At 42.9% G+C, this 19,494-nt stretch carries 18 protein-coding genes and 2 pseudogenes; 2 read left to right on the forward strand and 18 right to left on the reverse strand.

The window, feature by feature from the left end; all coding sequences use genetic code 11:
• Positions 1–22: 22 nt before the first annotated feature.
• The 9 genes from cas2 to cas6 all read right to left on the reverse strand — a co-directional run bounded on the left by cas2 (position 23) and on the right by cas6 (position 9,021).
• Complete coding sequence (gene cas2, locus PseudUWO311_RS08210; RefSeq protein ID WP_142654709.1) at positions 23–316, reverse strand: CRISPR-associated endonuclease Cas2; 294 nt, start codon at positions 314–316, stop codon at positions 23–25.
• A gap of 4 nt (positions 317–320) precedes the next feature.
• Positions 321–2,012, reverse strand: a complete 1,692-nt coding sequence (locus PseudUWO311_RS08215) for a type I-MYXAN CRISPR-associated endonuclease Cas4/Cas1 (protein WP_142654710.1) — start codon at positions 2,010–2,012, stop codon at positions 321–323.
• An 83-nt stretch (positions 2,013–2,095) separates the two neighbouring features.
• A complete protein-coding gene (gene cas5 / locus PseudUWO311_RS08220; protein ID WP_142654711.1) occupies positions 2,096–2,728 on the reverse strand; it encodes a type I-MYXAN CRISPR-associated protein Cas5/Cmx5/DevS in 633 nt (210 codons plus the stop codon).
• A 2-nt stretch (positions 2,729–2,730) separates the two neighbouring features.
• A complete protein-coding gene (locus tag PseudUWO311_RS08225) occupies positions 2,731–3,642 on the reverse strand; it encodes a DevR family CRISPR-associated autoregulator (RefSeq protein WP_142654712.1) in 912 nt (303 codons plus the stop codon).
• A gap of 69 nt (positions 3,643–3,711) precedes the next feature.
• Positions 3,712–4,050, reverse strand: a complete 339-nt coding sequence (locus PseudUWO311_RS08230; protein ID WP_142654713.1) for a DUF5615 family PIN-like protein — start codon at positions 4,048–4,050, stop codon at positions 3,712–3,714.
• 2 nt (positions 4,051–4,052) lie between these two features.
• Positions 4,053–4,352 (reverse strand): DUF433 domain-containing protein, encoded by a 300-nt coding sequence (locus tag PseudUWO311_RS08235; RefSeq protein WP_142654714.1) that lies wholly within the window; start codon positions 4,350–4,352, stop codon positions 4,053–4,055.
• Between the two features lie 3 nt (positions 4,353–4,355).
• Entirely contained in the window at positions 4,356–5,996 is a 1,641-nt protein-coding gene (gene cas8a1, locus PseudUWO311_RS08240; protein WP_142654715.1) for a type I-MYXAN CRISPR-associated Cas8a1/Cmx1, read from the reverse strand.
• Positions 5,984–8,362 carry a CRISPR-associated helicase Cas3' gene (gene cas3, locus PseudUWO311_RS08245; protein ID WP_142654716.1) on the reverse strand — a complete coding sequence of 793 codons (2,379 nt, stop codon included), beginning with the start codon at positions 8,360–8,362 and terminating at the stop codon, positions 5,984–5,986. Before cas3 ends, cas8a1 begins: the two co-directional genes overlap by 13 nt.
• A complete protein-coding gene (cas6, locus tag PseudUWO311_RS08250) occupies positions 8,362–9,021 on the reverse strand; it encodes a type I-MYXAN CRISPR-associated protein Cas6/Cmx6 (RefSeq protein WP_142654717.1) in 660 nt (219 codons plus the stop codon). The genes cas3 and cas6 overlap by 1 nt, the downstream gene beginning before the upstream one ends.
• Before the next feature lie 700 nt (positions 9,022–9,721).
• On the opposite strand from cas6, the gene PseudUWO311_RS08255 reads away from it, so the two are divergent.
• Both PseudUWO311_RS08255 and PseudUWO311_RS08260 read left to right on the forward strand, forming a co-directional pair.
• A complete protein-coding gene (locus PseudUWO311_RS08255) occupies positions 9,722–11,443 on the forward strand; it encodes an ABC transporter ATP-binding protein (protein WP_142654732.1) in 1,722 nt (573 codons plus the stop codon).
• Positions 11,444–11,446: 3 nt separating this feature from the next.
• The gene (locus PseudUWO311_RS08260) at positions 11,447–12,295 is read left to right on the forward strand and encodes an energy-coupling factor transporter transmembrane component T family protein (protein ID WP_142654718.1); all 849 of its coding nucleotides are present in this window, start codon (positions 11,447–11,449) and stop codon (positions 12,293–12,295) included.
• 363 nt (positions 12,296–12,658) lie between these two features.
• Here the strand turns inward: PseudUWO311_RS08260 and PseudUWO311_RS08265 are convergent, their stop codons facing one another.
• The 9 genes and pseudogenes from PseudUWO311_RS08265 to PseudUWO311_RS24580 all read right to left on the reverse strand — a co-directional run.
• Positions 12,659–13,663 carry an NADP-dependent oxidoreductase gene (locus PseudUWO311_RS08265; protein ID WP_142654719.1) on the reverse strand — a complete coding sequence of 335 codons (1,005 nt, stop codon included), beginning with the start codon at positions 13,661–13,663 and terminating at the stop codon, positions 12,659–12,661.
• Between the two features lie 102 nt (positions 13,664–13,765).
• On the reverse strand, positions 13,766–14,059 hold the full coding sequence (locus PseudUWO311_RS08270) for a DUF6335 family protein (RefSeq protein WP_142654720.1): 294 nt from the start codon (positions 14,057–14,059) through the stop codon (positions 13,766–13,768).
• A gap of 18 nt (positions 14,060–14,077) precedes the next feature.
• Positions 14,078–14,239: a hypothetical protein gene (locus PseudUWO311_RS23965; protein ID WP_190303436.1), complete on the reverse strand. Its 162-nt coding sequence runs from the start codon at positions 14,237–14,239 to the stop codon at positions 14,078–14,080.
• Entirely contained in the window at positions 14,214–14,618 is a 405-nt protein-coding gene (locus PseudUWO311_RS08275) for a VOC family protein (RefSeq protein ID WP_223807499.1), read from the reverse strand. The genes PseudUWO311_RS23965 and PseudUWO311_RS08275 overlap by 26 nt, the downstream gene beginning before the upstream one ends.
• Positions 14,619–15,156: 538 nt before the next feature.
• A pseudogene (locus PseudUWO311_RS08280) lies at positions 15,157–15,333 on the reverse strand (NADP-dependent oxidoreductase); the annotation flags it as partial.
• Between the two features lie 42 nt (positions 15,334–15,375).
• Complete coding sequence (locus tag PseudUWO311_RS08285) at positions 15,376–16,428, reverse strand: NAD(P)-dependent alcohol dehydrogenase (protein WP_142654722.1); 1,053 nt, start codon at positions 16,426–16,428, stop codon at positions 15,376–15,378.
• A gap of 115 nt (positions 16,429–16,543) precedes the next feature.
• Positions 16,544–17,236 (reverse strand): type 1 glutamine amidotransferase domain-containing protein, encoded by a 693-nt coding sequence (locus PseudUWO311_RS08290; protein ID WP_142654734.1) that lies wholly within the window; start codon positions 17,234–17,236, stop codon positions 16,544–16,546.
• Positions 17,237–17,301: 65 nt separating this feature from the next.
• A complete protein-coding gene (locus PseudUWO311_RS08295; RefSeq protein WP_142654723.1) occupies positions 17,302–18,873 on the reverse strand; it encodes an oleate hydratase in 1,572 nt (523 codons plus the stop codon).
• A gap of 45 nt (positions 18,874–18,918) precedes the next feature.
• Positions 18,919–19,032 (reverse strand): annotated as a pseudogene (locus PseudUWO311_RS24580) (oxidoreductase); the annotation flags it as partial.
• Positions 19,033–19,494 lie beyond the last annotated feature (462 nt).

The following is a 19,494-nucleotide window of genomic DNA, read 5'->3' on the forward strand; positions in this document are numbered from 1 at the left end:
TCAAAACAGTCGGTGATCCATGCTAAAAAATCCGATGATGATCGCAGGTCGTTGTCCAAGACTCAGAACGATTGCAAGAAATCATTCTTGAGACACAGCGATCGCACATCCCAGCCAAAAGCAAACTATCATCAGCCGTCAGGATTTTTTCTAGCTCCCATCGCAACTTCTCGCGATCGCGCATATTCAACGCACAACGAAAAATTGAGTATTGAACCCGATCGCCATAGCCTTGCAAAAGCTTATAAGCTTTGCGCCATCTTTTCGGATCGCGAATGTCATAGCAAATTAAATACCAGTTCTTTGTTTCAGCCACTGGACTACCTCAAAACCAATTGAGCAAATAGACCTTCTTCTCCATTCCATTCTTTCTCTAGTAAACGAACTTCCAACTCAAACAAACGGCGATAAGTTAACGAATATCCCAAAACAGGATGTTTCCAACTCTCCTGCTTCCGCTTCTCATAGATATCAATAAACTTACGCCGCCCCGACTCACTTAGCCATACCTGAGCGCCGCGAATTTCAAAATCCTCCTGAACCTGCCACTGACCACGATTGATTGAAGCCACGATCGGCATATCCACCAAAGGTACACGAAAAATCTCAATCAAATCCAAAGCCAAAGGCGGTGCTTGCGTTCGCGGCTGGTGGTAAAACCCAAGCGCAGGCTCCAAACCCACCGCCAAAATTGCACTCATCACATCCTTCAATAAAAGTGCATACCCAAACCCCAATAAAGCATTAAAACGGTCTTTAGGAGGACGACGATTGCGATCGCTAAACTGCATTTCCATCGGTACATCAGCACCTAAAAGTTTAGGCAAAGCCCCAAAATACAAAGCCGCTAAATTGCCTTCTAATCCTAAAAGTGAAGGAATAGAATTTACCTCTGGAATTTGCTTGAGGATAATTTGCATCTGCTTAATCGCCTTTTCCAGATCCTCTGGAACTTGCTCCATTCCACGTTGACCCCGCATCAAAAATTTGCGTTGTCCCTTGCCGCGACAAATCACCAGTTTCTTAGCCAAATCCAGACACTTATCAGGATTACTCAAAGCTGCATATTGGCGAATACGTCTCTGGATACTGCCATTACGCGGATCGAAACTGCCCACATAGCGCCCACCCCCCGACACAAAATGCACACCAATATCTTGAGAAACACAAAGATGTAGAGCCTGAGTCGAGATTTGCGAAAAGCTATGTAAAACCAACTGTCCAATTTGCTTGGCTGGCACAATCTCCTCAGAGCGATCGCGCTTCACAATTTTGATTTGTTCGCCTTTCTTACCAACACTCGTACCAGCCTCAAGTACATGGATTACCTCACGTTCGTCATCTTTGGGGAATAGCCTCACAGGTTGCCATTCGCGATCGTGCGCTAATCTCGCTTCTTCAGGTAGACACACAGGTGAAAGAGAGCATCGCCCACAAAGCCTTTCATTATCGGTAACTGGTGGTCGGCAAGGTGAAGCACGTAAATATTTTGATCTAGCGATCGCATCACGCACTAATTTTCTACCTTCATCATCAAGGGTTACATGAACTAAAACATTGTCGGCATGGTAACGAATCCTTCCCTCTTGAATCGAAATCCCCAAAGCCATCTCAAGCAAATAGGCATAGGCAAGGATCTGCAAGTGATCGCTTTCCCATGCGACCGGCTGTTTGTTTTTGTCTCGCGCCGCTTTACCCCGTTTATGTTCATAGGGAATTGTCTGACCGTTGCGGGTACGTAGAGCATCAACCTTGCCACGCAAACCCAGTTCAGCACTTTCTAAAAAAAGTTCATCCCAGTCCTCATCTTCTTGTTTCTCAAGTTCAGCATGGAGCCGTCGTCCTGCAAAAACTGCGGCATCTTGGGTATAGAGTTCTTCTACTTCTTCGAGATAAAACAGACGTTCGCAGTAGGCTAATGCATGGAGAGCCGAAACACGGATCGTATCTTGTGCGGTATCGCCAGTTTCTGCCAATCGTAAATCAGTCTTATCAAATTCTAGTGCCAACATATTTCATTACCTCCAATTATATTTAGGTGCAAAAACGATAAAAGTTAATTTTGCGCCTAGCGGCATCAGAGGTAGAAAAAGTATCAACTTGGGTTAATTTCTGTCCATGAATTAACTGGTGGATCATAGTTAATCTCTGTTTTTTTTAGAGAATAGCGCTGCCATCTAGTTCCCTTTGAGCCAACATGATCGACCCAATAGGGCAAAGTTAGTAAACCGTCCTTATCATGTTCTAGCCATTGCCAATGTCCCGCTAAATCTGTGGATTTAACGAGCTGAATCGAATTCACGAGATCGCGGCTTTCACCCAAGCATAGACCACCAAAACGAGCGATCACTTCAGGATTCTCAAAAGCAGATTGCAGGCGATCGGCTAAATTTGGCTGTGCCGATTCCAATTGAGAATCCAAATACACTACAAATCGAATATCCGTGAGCAATTCCTGATAGTCGGGACGTGCATTAGTCGGATCAGCAATCTCCCTTTTCTTAAAGCGCCGAAAAGTACGGATTACGGTTGATTTTTCAGGCTGTGACAACATGGCTATCGCTAATTTCACACCTATATGTCGATAGCGATTCACTTCACCCACACAGGACAGCAGCATTCCATAAACCGTAGCAGGCGGCGGCACTGGATAGGTTTCCGCGTACTCACGGGCGCGGGATTGCCGAAAACAGGCGATCGGTACTTCCACTAAAAGCGAGATCGACATAATTAAACCTCCAAATCTCGCTGAATCTTGCGCTTGATATCTTCCACTGCCGACTTAATGCCCTTAAAAACATTGGCTCCCTTGGCTTCAAGCTTTTCACCAATCTCTGTATCAAGAATTGCTCCTGCAATCCACAACTCATCGGAATCAATATCTTCTGCTTCGACTCGGCGCAATAAGTCAGGAGCAGAGATCTCACCTTCATCTTCGGTAAAGCAATAAAGCAAACGCGGCGAAAAATCATTTGTCCAGCGTAAAACAATACTATCAGGAGCAAAATCATAGAGAAATCGTGAATGATTGCCAGCCACGCCGCCAAGGTCAATCAACCCATCAAGTACCGCATGAATGCGAGACTTATCCTTGAGGCGATCGGGTGTCATCGCAAATCCATACTGATAGCGAGTTGCATGAACTTCCGTTCCATAAAGAGAAGTCCGTCCTTTCTGCCCACTGGTCGCATTAAAAGTAATATCGCCAGCATAGGGAATTGTCGAAACCGCACGAGTTACTTCCAAAACCCCACGCTTGACCATAGCAGTTCCTTTCGGAGCCGCCTTTGGCTTCTTCTTAGTACCCGTCGGCTCTTGTTCTTCATTCGCTTCAGTCTTGGCAGCATCGGCACGCATGAAGCCCAAGACATCATCATCAATGTAAAGTGCATCATCAAAAGCAGCATTTTGCCAAACGTTATCGTTTTTGCCCTCATCCCATTGACGATTAACCTGATACTCGCCAGAGGTCTGCCAGTAATAGCGCAAAGCCCAACGAATTGCCTCAGCCGAAACAGTTGTATGTACTTCTCCCTGCCAGAGAATCTTTTGCAAAGTTGTGATGTTGCCTTCGTTTTCACCGCGATTGTTTGCAGCCGCACCGTAATTAGTGAGAATATTGCCGAAAAGATGCCAAGTCATAGTTATTTACCTTGAAATAAATTTATTTGATTTCTGTTTTTACGCCTATTGGCATCTGAGGAAAAATCTTTAAAGGAACTGAAGTTGATTTTGTAATTGTTCAGCGGTTCGAGTATTGAGAACAACAAGAACTCTGCGTAAGGTTTCGCCAATAGGTAGTTGTGGGGAGACAAGAACGCCACAATGCTCTTGCGTTCTAGCAACGAACTCGTTGTGCAAAATAACAAAATCTCGCACGTTAAAGCTTAATAAACATCGACCTTGAGTAACTGCAAATTCAAGTTGTTCGCGATCGCTATATCCTTTTCTATGGATTTCTTGAATGTGAACGGCATCAAATCCTCGCTTGCAGAGTGCTTGTGCCAGAGTTGCATGGACATCCTCATCAAGTAATAATCGTATTTGCATAGTTATGTACTACTCGCTTTAGGATGTATGAGTACTTGCGATTTCCAAAACTCGACATCTGAAGCATTAGCCAAATCCCGATCGATCTCTTGCTGATGATCAAAATAGTAGGCAAGTGCCGAAAGCACCTGTGAAGGTCGTAGGTGAGTTAGGGTTGCCAAAATTTCATCAACAGTCATTCCCATTTGGTAATAACCTGCGATCGCCCTTACCGATATTCTAGTTTCCTCAATAATTGGTACACCACCCAAAATACCTACATTGGTTGTAATGTATGGATAAATTGCCTTAGAAACTGTCATTACTTAATCCTCCTCTTCATCAAAATCTACGTTTGTAAAACCTTTAGGAATAGGAGCGGTCTTAGGCTCATGCTCAATTTGACTGGATACTTCTGAATCTTCTGATTCTTGAGTAGTAGAACCGTTATACCCAGAGTTATCTCTCCCTTTATAACTAACTAAGGCAAGCAAAGCCAAATCCCTTGCTGCTTTCCAATCATCTGTCATGAGTCTCATAAACTCTTCCCAGTTATCTTGCACAGTAGGTAACCTGCCTGCTCTAGCCCAGAAGTCCATCACAAATTCTCTTACAGAGTTCCGATTTTTGCAACGCATTAGTTTAGTTCTAAATTTCTGGTTCACCTTGTCAAGGCGAATTTTTTCATCTTCTTTAGTACGTTCTGATTGTTGCCCATAGGTATTGCGTAATGCTTCGTGAAAAGCTTTTACGAAAAGCCGTTCTTCCTTGCTCCATTCAATCTTTTTGCTCTGAATCATTTGATTTAATCCCTCTCGCTCATAGTTTAATTTTTCAAATAAATCACTACTTGTAATTTTGTTAGAAAGCTCAGCATGCCAAGGCTTACCTCTAGCAAGATTATCGGCAATCAACTCCCGCGCTAGACTTATTGCTATAAAGCTATTTTCTTCTTTATCTCTAGCAATAATCCTATCCTGTAAACATTCTCGACTAACTCGATAATTTTGAAGAACTTTACTTGCTTCACCAATATTAACAAGATAGAGATCAGTACGAGTTTTTTGTTGAGTTGACCATGCGACTGTTCCCATCGTGATGACTTGACAAGCTGGAATATCGTAGTCTTTCGCCAGTTTCTCTGCCATTGTTAGAAATTGTAATCCTGCATCTCCCAAACTGGACGCAAAGAATTCCTTAAACGCTCGATTGCGGAGACTTATGCGATACCTAGCATACTTTTCTAGATTGCGAATTTCGGGGATAACTAGTGCATATTGAGCGCGTTGCTCACGAAGGCGCGATCGCAATACAAAATAACAACAAGCAACAGGTGCAAATAGCAAAATTAAGGCAAGATGAGCAGGTTCTTGAAAGCTCGTATCACTACTAAACGCTGTGTGACGAACTGCTGCACCTAGATTAAGCCAGCCTGCAATACTAATTGGCTTAGTAGAGAGATTTCCATTTTTGTCACAAAGATTTTCGGCAAACTCCTGATAGACATAGGATTTTAATGCTTTGTAGCGAATAATAATTGGATAAGATTCCTCATCTTCGTAATAAATTTTGGTTTGTACTCCAATACTTTTATGGGTGCTGTTGTGTTGAAGTAAAGTGCCTAAAATACCCTGATGGGCGATCGCTAAATACTGCGGTGGCATTTGTTTTGCGTCTAGTCCACGCAAGCTAATCATGTCACCCTGTAATTGAAAAGACTGCTCGAACAACCATTTCAAGGTATCAAGCGCTTTACCTTGCCAGCTTAAAGTTATAGATCTTTGATCGAGATTCCATTGCAGAGGGATCTGAGAATTATGTTGGAAATTCTGATTTTCGCGATCAAGCTGCCGAAGCGTCATGTATAGACCTGCTAATCCAGCCCGATGCATTAAAGTCATCTGTGGATCGGCGAGATCAAAAGTCAGGGTTTGTGTCTCTATTTCTAACGCAATTAATGTTTGCATGGTTCTGCTCCTACTTCTTCGCTGTATTGAATCGCATCATTTGGCGCTCTTAGATAGAATTTACAACGTTTCCAAGTTTCCCATCCTTTCATAAGTCGGATCGGTATGCTCCAAGCTTGAGCCTCTTGTATAAAGGATTTCTTGTTTACTTCTGATGCTTCCTTGATTGCTGCCATATCATTGTCAAGAATGACGGTCATCGTTCCACCACCTTCACGCAACGCTACAGGATAAGTTTCCCAATCGAATTCTAGCCAAGCTGAGGGTATTTCTTCTTGAGGAACTGGTAAAGCAATTTCTTTAGCAATGTTGGCAAGATCTTCTTGACTAATTGATTCATAATTCTTTAATTCCTCAATCAATCGAATTCCTGTTCTCATTTCATCATTTGTATATGGCATTCCATCCCAAGCATAAAAGATCGCAGTACGGATATGTTTGACTCGAAACTGTTCGGGAGCATATTCATCTGCTTTCCGATTTAATCGTCCTAAACGCTGAATTAATGCAGCCGCAGGAGCCATTGCAGAAACTAAAAGGTCGGCGCTAAGATCGAGTGACATTTCACAAACTTGGGTTGTGACTGCTAGGCAGGGATCGCAACACTTAAAAGCTTCAATAACTTTTTCATGTTTTTTAACGCGATCCTTATAGCGAAAGCGGCTGTGATAGATCAAATGTTTGATATTTGGGTAATCTAGTTTTGCAATATATTCTTTTGCTTTGTGGTAAATATCAATGCAAGATTGGACTGAATTTGTCACCCACAAGACTTTTTCACCACGTTCTAAAGCTTCAGCTACAGCCGCAAAAATTGGCTGCAAATTCTCGATCTTAGAATTAACTTCAGGACGATAGTCAAATTGATAACGCTTAATTTCTTCAAGAGGTTTGTAACCTTCATCCAAAATATTAATCCCCTCTTTGAGATCTTCTTCAATCACTTTACGGATTTCTTCCTTCTGTTCCTCGCTAAAACTAGCACTCATCAGCAAAATTGGCGCACCACGAAAGGTTTTTAGGAATTTCAATAAAGCCCCAAACAAGCGATCGTCATAGGCATGAACTTCATCGAATACAAAAGCAGCTTGCACTAGAGCAGGAAAGGCGTACAAAGGACGACGATTGTTTTGCATCAATCCCAAAACTGTATCCACTGTGCAAACTACGATTTTTTTTGTCCATGCTTGCAATGCTGATAATCTCGCATCAATACTTTCTGAATCATCTTGTTCACCAGAAAACAACAATTCGCGATCAAGTTCTGAACGAGAATGCATCAGTGCTGATTCAGTCTTGCTACCATTTGCATAGTCAATAAATCCTTGCGTTGCTGTTCCTGTGGTGGGATAGCAAAAGAACAGTTTACGAGCAGTCTGATTTGGATTTTTTGTTGCCCATTTTTGTGCCCAAGCATAGGCAGCAATGGTTTTTCCAGTGCCACAACCTGCCTTAACCAGCGTGACGCGATGTTCAGTATTCGCTATGGCTTTTTGAAAATGGCGTAATTTTTTGCTTCCCAGCTTTTCTTGTAGAATATTATCTAAATCCTCATGATCTAAAACTAGTTCCAGCATTTTAGGAATCCAGTCCTTAATATTTTCGCCTTGTTCAGTCAAAGCGGAACCAGCAAGATCGGCAGCAATTACCGTAGCTTTTACAGCGGCAATAAAGCGCTGTTCATATTTGTTACGTTTTGATAAATTGCCAAATTCATCCATGAGTTTTCTGATCGCATCTTCTAGCTCCTCTCGACTCCAATCACGGGTTGGCACAGTGGGAACCAACGAAGGTAAACCTAAATACTTTACCCCCATTTTCTTAGTGATCAATTCAAAATCTTCGTGGGATGTAAAGACTGTGAGAGTTGAGCCTGTTCCATTAGGAAAATCATCGATTTTATTTGCATCAAGTTTGAGATGATGCCCCATCGCCGCCCACACTGCCACGATTAGATCGGCATCAGGCACTTGTGAAAGCCATGTGCGAAACGCTGGAACCTGTAAAGCCAAGATACCGCTCAATACCTCATGGCGAATCATTTGGCGCTGTCCATGCGATCGCCAAGCTTTTTGTACTAGCACATGTTCAGTCGGTGGCAAAATATCCGAGGTCGAGTTACGATAAACCATTTCCTGAAAATGTTGATTAGCCTTACCCCAATCATGGAGATATGCGGCTAATTCCACAGTTCTTTCAAATTTTGGACGATCTTTCGCGTCTACTTCCAATTGTTGAAAAATGCGATCGCCAATTTCCCCAAGGATTGTTTTTGCAGATTTATACACAGCCCAGATATGCCCTGTAAAGGTTGCCGATGTGCAAGATACAGAGTTTGCCGATTTTGCAAGTAATCTTTCAAACATCACTTCCTCTCTTTGACTGGAATAAATACACCACATCCCATGTGACGCTTACCACCAAGTCCATAGACTTGTAATTTCAATGAATCTTCTTCACTTATGCGAGTTACTTCTACCGTAAACCCAACCACCGTAAAACGTTTGATTTTGATAGTTTTCCGTGCAGGATCTCCATTACGATCGCTAGGAATCAAAATCTCTCCTTGAATTTCTAATGCTTCTAACTGTCGTTTTGCTGCTGCCAAAAAAGGTTCTGGTTCTTCATAGCCCTTAATTGTGACAATACGCGATCGCAAATGGGCGTGAGGCTTTAGGGTATGAATAGTGGGAATTCCTAACTGCACCTCGTGTATCCCTAATCTCAAGCGTTTTCCTGCCAGTGGATAAACCATTTGGATCTTGCTTATAGGAACGCGCAGCCGAAAATAGGAATTCTCCGTAAGCAAAATTTTCCCTTTACGATCTCCAAACCCTGCCGCAGACAAAATCGCAATGTCATGATGTTCTTTGATATTCGGTACATGATTGGCGATCGCGGCTAAAAGTGCATACCCATGATCGGCAGGTAACTGTGTACCACGCACATGAAAAGATAAATCAATAAACGATCCCAATGACTCGCTGGAATAAACCTGACGAGCCGTTTGTAAAGAAGTAACCATTGGTAACTCTCCTATTTAGTTAAAGAAAATTCTGTAGGCTTGCTTTGAGTGATTGGACATTGTGAAGCAATGAAATACTTACTACGAAAGCCTAAAAGTTTAGTAATCGTTCCACCAGTCAGCTAGAGGTGTGCAATCTGGCGAAAGATGATCTACCCGACATTCGAGTAAGGAATTCCGCTCAGATAGCGAACTGTTATCAAGGCGCAATCGCTGATTTTCGGACTCTAACTCTTGGTAAGCCTTACACTTTAAGCAAAATGGGCAAAGCTGCCCACTTTGTATACGAGGGGGATGTGATAGCATAAACTTAATAATTAATAAATTTTAGAAGTGGGGCAGCCAAATAGTTGCCCCCTTTTTTTTATACTATGTCAAATTATTTGTTCTGTCAAGATTTTTTAATCCTTAACAACCTACCGATATCATTAGTATCATCTTAAAAGTTATAAGCCCCAAAGAGGGCTAACCTGACTTGGGTTTATCGCCTTACGGCATCAGAGGTTGAGAGCAGATGGCGTGATTGAAGCAGATCTGCTCGGCACTGATCAACCAACGGAGATCATTAGTATGTGCTCAACGCTTTTGCACAGATCTTTAAAGCATCAAAGATTTGACTGTAACCTTATCATTTTTTAAGGCTTAGCGAGTTACACTTCAGGTTTGAATTGGCGTATTTTTAGTCAAAATTATGAATGAGATCGATGCGATCGCAGTTTTAGATAAGGTTTCATTTATATATCCCAACGCGAAGGAGACAGTATTAAAAGATATATCGCTAACGATTAAGAAAGGAGAATTTTTAGGCATAATTGGTGCGACAGGAGCAGGGAAAACTACACTATGTCTTGCCCTTACAGGTATCGTTCCCCAGTTTTATGGTGGACGTTTTTTTGGCAAAATTGCGATCGCTGGTTTAGATACCCTCGAACATCCCGTGAGCGAATTAGCGCGTCATGTGGGAATTGTTTTTGAAGATCCTGAAATCCAGATTACCGCCACCTCTGTTGAAAATGAAATCGCCTTTGCCCTCGAAAATCTCTGCATTCCCCGCGAAGAAATTTTGCGACGGATTCCCATTGTTTTAAAATCAGTTCGTCTCGAAGGATTTGAAAAGAAAAATCCGCAAGAGCTTTCGGGCGGTCAAAAACAACGTTTAGCGATCGCTGCTGCTCTTGCTCTACAACCTGATTTACTAATACTCGATGAACCAACCTCACAACTCGATCCTGTTGGTTCTCAAGAAGTCTTTGCTACAGTCAGGGAATTAAAAGAAGAACTGGGCGTAGCGATCGTGATGGTTTCCCATGCTGCTGAAGAAATGGCAGAATTTTGCGATCGCATTGCCTTACTCTCACATGGTAAATTAATCGCAGTTGGCACTCCAGAAGAAATTTACTCACAGGTAGATCTGCTACAACACAACAAACTGCGTCCTCCTGAAGTCGCTCAAGCTTTTAGCCAAATCCAACAAAAGGGCATTGATATCCCTAAAATTCCCGTTACTTTAGAGACTGGGATTAAAGCCTTAAGTGAACTGCGATCGCAAATTCAACCAATTGAGCCGCCAATATTCACCACTCCCTTTCGTAGCAATAAATCGCCCGTTCTCTCAGTCCAAAATCTAAAACATACCTACGATGACGGCACGGAAGCACTCAAAAATATCTCGCTAGATATCCATGAAGGCGAATATGTGCTAATCGTCGGACAGAATGGTGCAGGAAAAAGTACCCTTGTGAAGCATTTCCTAAATTTGCTAAAACCCACATCAGGAAAAGTATTGGTACGCGATCGCGATACTAAAGATCTATCAGTCAGCGATCTTGCTCAATCCATCGGCTATCTCGCTCAAAATCCCGACAACCAAATCTTCAATACTTCCGTCGAGAAAGAAGTTGCTTTTGCGCTGCCTTTCCTTGGTTATGCGCCCGATATCGTCAAGAAAGAAACTGAGCGCAGTCTTAAAGCCATGCAGCTATGGGAGCAGCGCCATGCTCATCCATTATCTTTACCAAAGGGAGAACGTGGTCGCATCGTTATTGCGGCGCTATTAGCCATGAATCCTGAGATCATCATTTTTGATGAACCGACTACAGGACAAGACTATCAGGGTGCTTCTTCGATTTTAGAAGTCAGTCGTCAGCTACACCAAATGGGAAAAACCGTGATTGTGATTACCCATCATTTATATCTCATGCCTGACTATGCCGATCGCGCGATCGTAATGGGCAAAGGCACGATTTTGCTAGATGCACCCTTGCGCCAAGCTTATCATCAAACTGATTTGCTGGAGTCCACCTACCTCACGCCGCCGCAATCGGTGGAGCTATCGCAAAAGCTCAGTGAAATATGCGATCGCGAATATTCTTTGATTACTCCAACCGAATTTGCTAGTTGTTTTACTCCTCCACAAATTTAGAATATGAAATTGCAAACAGTTAAGTATGATTCTCTATTTACGCGCTTAGATTTTCGTTCTAAGTTGGTGGTGATGCTTTCGGTCACAATTCTTGCTTTCCTATGGGAAAGCCCGATCGCAGGTGGGATTTTGATGTTGAGCGTGATTGCTTCCTGCGTTCTTGCTGGAGTCAGGCTCAATTATCTAGGAAGCATTTTAAAAGTGATGATTCCCTTTTATATCTTTCTGATTTTGAGCATGGGGTTTTTTAATGTGGAGCAGGTTAAGTTGCTTACCAATAAATTAGAATTAACGTCCCTATTGAGCTTGCCCCAAACATGGTGGGTAGTTGGTGGTGCAAAACTGAGTCAAGAGGGAACGCTTTACGGATTGAATATTGTGTTTAAAACGCTGACGATGATTTTGGTGATTCCGTTAGCGATTTTCACTACCGATGTTAATCAAATGACAGTGGGCATGGTACGCGCCAAAATCCCTTATAAAGTGGTGTTTATCTTTTCATCAACCTTGCGATTTGTGCCACTTTTACTAGAAGAAGTGCAATCAATCATTGAGTCACAGCGCTTACGTGGCTTAAATTTCGAGAAGATGGGATGGTTAAAAAAAGCGCGAGTTTATGCCAAGGTTGCTGTACCTTTAATTCTAAATTCACTCTCGAAATCGCAAAAATTAGAAATAGTTTTGCAGTCAAAAGGTTTTTCAGGTAGTTCCGATCGCACTTATTTGCATGAGTCAGCTTTAACAACTGCTGATTACCTGTTGATGATTGTTTCTAGTCTGATATTTGTAATTGCGATCGTCTTATATTTTGGTTGGGGAATTGGCAAATTTGCTTGGCTTCTTTATACCTAAAAGCGTCGCTTGTAGGTATAAAGCGATTTTATAACGATATTCGCAGAAATTTGCAAGTGATTGGCTTTTTTAGAAGTTTATACGAGATCAGCTAATTTCTTTGGAATTAATGCTAAGCGATCGATAGAAGTGCAGCAAGTTTCTTTTTTTGCTGACGCTCTTGCTCAACGATCGCCTCTGCTTGTTGTTTTTTTAGGTTAGCTTGATTAGCGATCGCCTTCGCCAGTTGTTTTTCACGACTTGCTGCATCGAGATACTGTGACAGGCGATCACTTGATTTCTAAGTGAATTGATTGAATGAGATACAAACCTTCACCTAAAGATATTGAGATTGGTGGCTTGAAGAGCAACCAATCTTGACTCTTAATCTAACTTCACTACCATCTTGCCAATATTTTTTCCTGCAAAGAGTCCGATAAATGCGCTCACGGCATGTTCGATGCCCACTACTACTGTCTCTTTATTCTTCAGCTTGCCATTTCGGAAATAGCCGCCCACTTCCTGCTCAAATTCACCCTGACGAGTGAGAGAATCACTGACGATTAGCCCTTTCATCGTCAAGCGCTTAATAGTCATGTTAAAAAGATTAGATGGCCCAGCCTGAGGAATTTCTTCGTTGTAACCAGAAATGCCTCCACAGGAAATGATCCGTCCGTGAATGCGTAATGCTGAGAGTGCAGCTTCAAGAGTTTCACCGCCGACATTATCGAAATAGACATCAATCCCATCGGGAGCAGCTCGATTTAATTGGTCGAGGATAGGAGCGGTTTTGTAGTTGAAGGCGATATCAAAACCACATTCTTCTTGCAGAAACTTGATCTTTTCCTCAGAACCTGCCGACCCAATCACATAACATCCTCGCAATTTCGCTAGTTGCCCAGCAACACTACCTACAGCTCCAGCCGCGCCTGAAATAAAAATCACGTCACCTGCTTTGACTTCTACTAGATTCAATCCAGCCCAAGCGGTCATACCCGTCATACCCAATGCCCCGAGATAAGCTGAAAGTGGTTGGATATCTCGACTGACCAGATGCAAATCTTTTGGTGCAGCGATAAAGTATTCTCGCCAGCCAAAGCTGGAAGTGACGATATCTCCTTGCTTAAATTCCTTAGCGCGGGACTCGATCACTTCTCCAACTGCGCCGCCATCAAGGGGTTTGCCTAGCACAAAGGGAGGAACATAGGATTTCCTGTCGCTCATACGCCCGCGCATATAGGGATCGACTGACATATAGAGATTGCGAACAAACACTTGTCCATCTTGAAGTGTTTCTAATTTGGTTGTAGCGATCGCAAAGTTGGCTGCGGTTGGCATCCCACTGGGACGAGAAACTAATTGAATTTCGCGACTCATGATATCTGTCATAGTTTTTTTTCCTAATGATTTATTTAAGTGATTTAAAGCGCTTTGTACTCAATCTCGAACCAAGAATAAATTGGAAAGCATTGCTTCGCTATGCTTTCCAATTTATTCTTGTGGTTCGTTTGATCGGAAATAGCTGTAATGTTTATCAGCCGATGCGGGATCTAATTCCCAGCGATCGCGATCGCGCTTTAGGAGAATTTCTTCAGTAGCAAGGGGTGTGCCATCATCTACTTCAATCCCTACTGCTTTCGCCATTTCTTCCATGTCATTGTGATTGGGAACTGCGGAGCTACCGCCAACGGCTTCATCACCATTTACTTCGGCTCGATAGGAATCATTCTCAGCGTCATCGGATGAGTCTGCACCTTTTAATGAATGCGATTGTGGGTTTGTCATACATTTTCTCCTTTGAATTTAAGCATTTATTTGCGAAGCGATCGCAAGTAACGCAACTTTTATGGACCGTTTATAACTCAACTGAGGATGAAAATCTCCGCGTCCTTCGGGAGTGAGATCGAGCATATTCCAGAGCGAGTCGAGGGCATCATTTTTACGAGTGGCAAACCGCTTCGACATTGATTCCATCTGGATCGAGGACAAATGCGCCATAGTAATTTGGGTGATAGTAGCGTATTCCAGATTGTCCATTGTCTATTCCACCTGCCTTAATCGCAGCTAAATAGAATGAATCGACTTGCTCCCGACTGGCGGCGGCGAATGCGATATGGGTATGACCGCCGACAGGTTGTTTGTCGATTAGCCAAAACACTGGTCGATCGTTTTCCTTCCCGAACCCAACGATTTGTTGTTTCGACTCACTGCGGGAAGCATCAATATCAAAGAATTTCTGGATTCCAAGAGGGGAGAGCGCAGCCTGATAGAAGGAAGTTGAGCGTACTATATCAGTTACGCCGATATTGAGATGGTCGAGAATAATGCTTTGGAAGTTAGCCATGATTTTATTTATGTTGTTTTATTCCGATTTAGTTATCAGTGGGACGAGGTTGGCTATCATTTCTGATATGGCTGATCTATTCTTTTAACATTTGGCAATTGCTCATCTAGTGATGACCTATAGCGCAAACAACCTTGAAGAAATTGCGCCAATCTGGAACAATAGGAACAGGAGCGGTCTTCTCTGGTAGCAAACCCCACAACGATGGATGATGCCAACAGAATAGGTTTAAGTGATTGTTTTGTTTAAGCGTGGTGCTTTGGCGTAGCCTCTCCTTTGGATAGTCGCCATATCCATTAAGCGATCGCCTTTTTCATAAGATTGGATATTAGCCATTCCCTTCATAAAATGCCCTTGCCTGAGAAAGTAACTGATCTTTAGTCGTGTGTTGTTCATTCACCGCGATCGCACCGACTATTTTTTAGCAATATCTGCGTGATTTTAATTGAATTCGTCTGTCAGATAATCCATGGCACTAATGGCTCCCGTGGCACAACTAAAGATCAAAATCTGTTCGGCATCTTTTAAGGAATAAGCGATCGCTCATCCGACCTCGCATATAGGGATCGACTGACATATATAAATTACGAACTAGAACCTGCTGATCTGGAAGTGAATCTAGCTTGACCTGAGCGATCGCAAAGTTATCTTTTGTCGGAATCCCATTGGGGCGAGAATCCAACCGAATCTCGTAGCTGATTATTTCATCTGTCATGTTTTTTCTCCAAATAATTCATTATGAGTCGTGAAAATAGATTTATAAAGCCTGTTTTAATGAAGCCATATCAATCACGAAGCGATATTTCACGTCGCTTTTCACGAGGCGATCGTAGGCTTCATTGATGTTTTGGATAGGGATAAGTTCAATATCAGAAGTAACGTTGTGCTTACCGCAAAAATCCAACATCTCTTGGGTTTCCTTAATGCCGCCAATCAGAGAGCCGCTCATACTGCGCCGACCGAAAATTAGGCTGCCCACTGAAAGCAAAAGCGGCTCAGATGGAATTCCGACTTGAGTGAGGTTTCCATCCCGTCTCAACTGGAGGAGGTAAGCGTTGATATCATGTTTTGCAGACACAGTGTCGAGAATAAAGTGGAAACTATTTAGGTGTTTCTGCATCTCGTCTGCATTTTTAGAATTGACGACTTCATCTGCTCCGAGCCGCAGTGCATCTTCAACTTTGCTTGGTGAAGTAGTAAAGACCACGACATGAGCACCGAGAGCTTTCGCCAATTTTACCCCCATATGTCCTAGCCCACCGAGTCCCACAACACCTACTTTTTGACCCTTGGTCACATTGTGATAGCGTAAAGGCGAATAAGTCGTAATCCCAGCACACAGCAATGGGGCAGTTGCCGCGAGATCCAAATTCTTGGGGATTTTCAGTACAAATTCTTTGTCCACCACAATGCTCTCGGAGTATCCACCGTAGGTTATTCCGCCAGTATGTTTATCGGGAGAGTTGTAAGTAAAAATCGTACCTTTCTCGCAGAACTGCTCCAAGTTGTCCTTGCAGTTGGCACAGGTAAGGCAGGAATCGACCATACAGCCCACCCCAACTTTATCGCCTTCCTTAAACCTGTTTACATCTTTGCCAACTTTTACGACTCGACCGACGATTTCGTGACCGGGGACGCAGGGGTAAGTAGCACCGCCCCAGTCGCCACGGACGGTGTGCAAATCGGAGTGACACACGCCGCAATATAGAATTTCGATCTGCACATCATGCTTGCCAACTTTTCGACGTTCAAAGCTAAAGGGCGCAAGGGGAGTTGTGGCATTTTGGGCAGCGTAGGCATTCGTTTGCATTGGTTTTTCTCCTGATTATTTGGATTATTTGTTTGGATAAACTTACTTAAATACTTTGACTAAAGCTGCAAACTGAAATCATGGTTGCCGCTACTGGACACTAAAAAAGCTAATTCTAGTCACTAGCAAGCAGACTGAGCTGTTCCAGCAGCTCCTTTGCGGCTGGCGCAGAAGATGCGGGATTTTGCCCAGTAATTAGTAGTCCATCTTTAACAACATGGGGCTGCCAGTCAGCCACTTTTGAATAATTCCCACCATTCGTTCGGAGCATGTCTTCGACTAGAAACGGAACAATTTCGGTTAATCCTGCTGCTTGCTCCTCGGTATTGGTGAAGCCTGTGATTGCTTTACCTTGCACCACGGGATCTCCTTTGGCTGACTTGACGTGGCGCAGCACTCCAGGTGCATGGCAAACTAAGGCGATTGGTTTCCCCGCTGCTAGTGTGGCTTCGATAAGAGCGATCGAAGATGCATCTTCAGCCAAGTCCCAGAGCGGGCCATGACCGCCAGGGTAAAATACAGCATCGAAATCGCCAGCGGCAACCTCGCTTAATTTAAGTGTGTGTGCGAGCGCGGATTGGGTTGCGGAATCTGCTTTGAAGCGTTGCGTGTCTTTAGTCTGGGAATCTGGGGTATCGCTTTTAGGATCGAGTGGCGGCTGACCACCAAGCGGTGATACTAGGGTAACGATCGCACCTGTGTCTTTAAATGTGTAGTAGGGGGCGGCGAATTCTTCAAGCCAGAAACCAGTTTTTTTACCCGTATTACCAAGCCTATCGTGCGAGGTTAGCACCATTAATATTTTCATCTTGACTCTTTCAATTACTTTGATTTTTTCAACTAACATGAATTCGACGATCGCTTGGAATAGCGCTATTTAAAGGCCTTGACTAAAGCTTCAAACTGCACTAGCAAAGACTTGTCGTGAGGTGTAACGGGTGGGATTTGGCGATCGATATTTAGAAATTCATAAACTGCCATTTGTGCAGCCCTTATTGAATATTCGACCGTGAAAACAACATCCTCAGGAATTTCGACAAACTGGCTGATGAAAGCGAGGTTCTTGGAGTTATGAGGAATGGGTAATGGTCGATCGCTATGAGATCGCGGCATAAACATACTGGTGATATAGGGCATTCGACAAGGAATACAGTTTGCAGTTGCCATCACATCTAAATCGAATCGCAAATGACCGCAGAGTTCTTGAAGGATTTCTTCACCATTACAATCAGACATTGGTTTAGGGACAAAATCACCAACGCGATCGGGAAAGAGCGCATATCCCCAGAAAACTTGAACATTTGCAGGCTGATTGTTAAAATGGGGCTGATTGGCAAGTACTATTGACATCAGCCAATTGGAGTCTTTAAAAGTTACAAGTCCTCCAGTTCCCGCTTGATTGCCACTAAATTCCAACATTTTATTGAAGAATGTGGGAGTGTTCAGGGTGACTGTAAAAGATTCCCAGAGCGATTCAGCAATACTACTGTTGAAAACAGAAGGATTCCCAAACTCTGGGTTGTTCATCGCCAGCTTTTCCCATAGGTTCCAACTAGTACAGTCTTGTTTAATCAATTTTTGAGGCGCACTGGTCATCGAACCCAAACTGGAAGCATCAGTCATTGAGCCATTCTGGAGAAACACAAAATCGTCGCTATTTACTTCAATTGTTTTGCGATCGCCATGTTGCTCATAATGGATGCTCGTGACCACAAATTTACTCTCCTCAGTGCAGTGATCAAGATCTAATACTTTAGAATCTAGGATAAAGTTAACACCTTGAGTGCTGAGCCAACTCTGCAATGGACAAATCAATGAATCATATTGATTGTAGATTGATCGCTTCACTCCAGCAAGGGTTTCAATCCGAGTAAATTCGAGCATAAAGCGATGTAAATAACGCTTGAATTCAACAGCACTATGCCAAGGCTGGAAAGCGAAAGTCGTAGACCACATATACCAGAATTCAGTCTCGAAGAATTCTGGAGAGAGCCAATCTGTAATCCGACTAGCTGCCAGCTCTTTTTCGTCAGCTTGGCTGATCTTGAGTAGCTCTTGACGATCTTGCATCGAAAAGCCCATTGAAGTGACAGGCACTTTTTCACGACGATGATCAACGAGTCGCGCCATACAGTTTGACTTGTGCTGCTCATTAAACTCTACCGTTTCGTCAAACACTGTTTTATTTGGCGAGTTTAGGGAAGGAATCGACTTGTAAAGATCCCAAGTACATTCATAATTGTCAGTAGTTAACATCCGACCTCCGCGCATCGAATAGCCATCTACTGGGTTTCCAATTCCATCCATACTCCCACCTAGAAGCGGCTTCACTTCTAAAATAGAAATATTTGATCCAGAGAATCCACCATCGCGAATCATAAATGCGGCGGCGGCTAAAGAGCCAATTCCACCACCCAACATATATGCTTTAGATTCATTATTCATGTTGATAGAACTCCTAAAAAAGTTAGTTTATCTAGCTAATACCAATTGACGAGCAGCTAACATCAGTTTTGCTCCACTTGCAGCTAGTCGAAAAGCTGTTGCTTCACCTAAGCGACTGCTAGCTGTGATGATTACTACTTTATTTTGAATCTCGGACATATAGATTCCTGTGGATTGTAAATCGTGGGGTATGATTCGGATATGAGGCAAACAAATACCAATTCTCGAAAGTGCAGTCACACTTTCGAGAATTAAAAATCAAACTCAGTAAGGTTTTGGGCTTACTATCTTCCATTTAAGTAATGGATGGTACGAGGCAAAGCCTCACACCATCCATTATTTACTGTATAACTCCTATTCTTTTAGTAGGAAGGGAGTATCAAAAATGGAAATGAAGTTGATGTTTTGAGAGTTATTTGTCTCTAGGCTTCTAATTTGACCAGTGTCTTTCTCCCAGTAGCGTCAGCAATCCAAATTGCGACAATGTCACCGTTAGGAATGAAAAACAAATAACTTGTGCAAATTAGGATAATCTCAGATAAAGAAAGAAAAGGAATAATTTTGGGTTATTACAGCGAAGAACTTGAGACGGAGATGTTGAAATTTTACGGTTCACTGCGC

Source organism: Pseudanabaena sp. UWO311 (assembly GCF_006937785.1).
GTDB lineage: Bacteria > Cyanobacteriota > Cyanobacteriia > Pseudanabaenales > Pseudanabaenaceae > Pseudanabaena.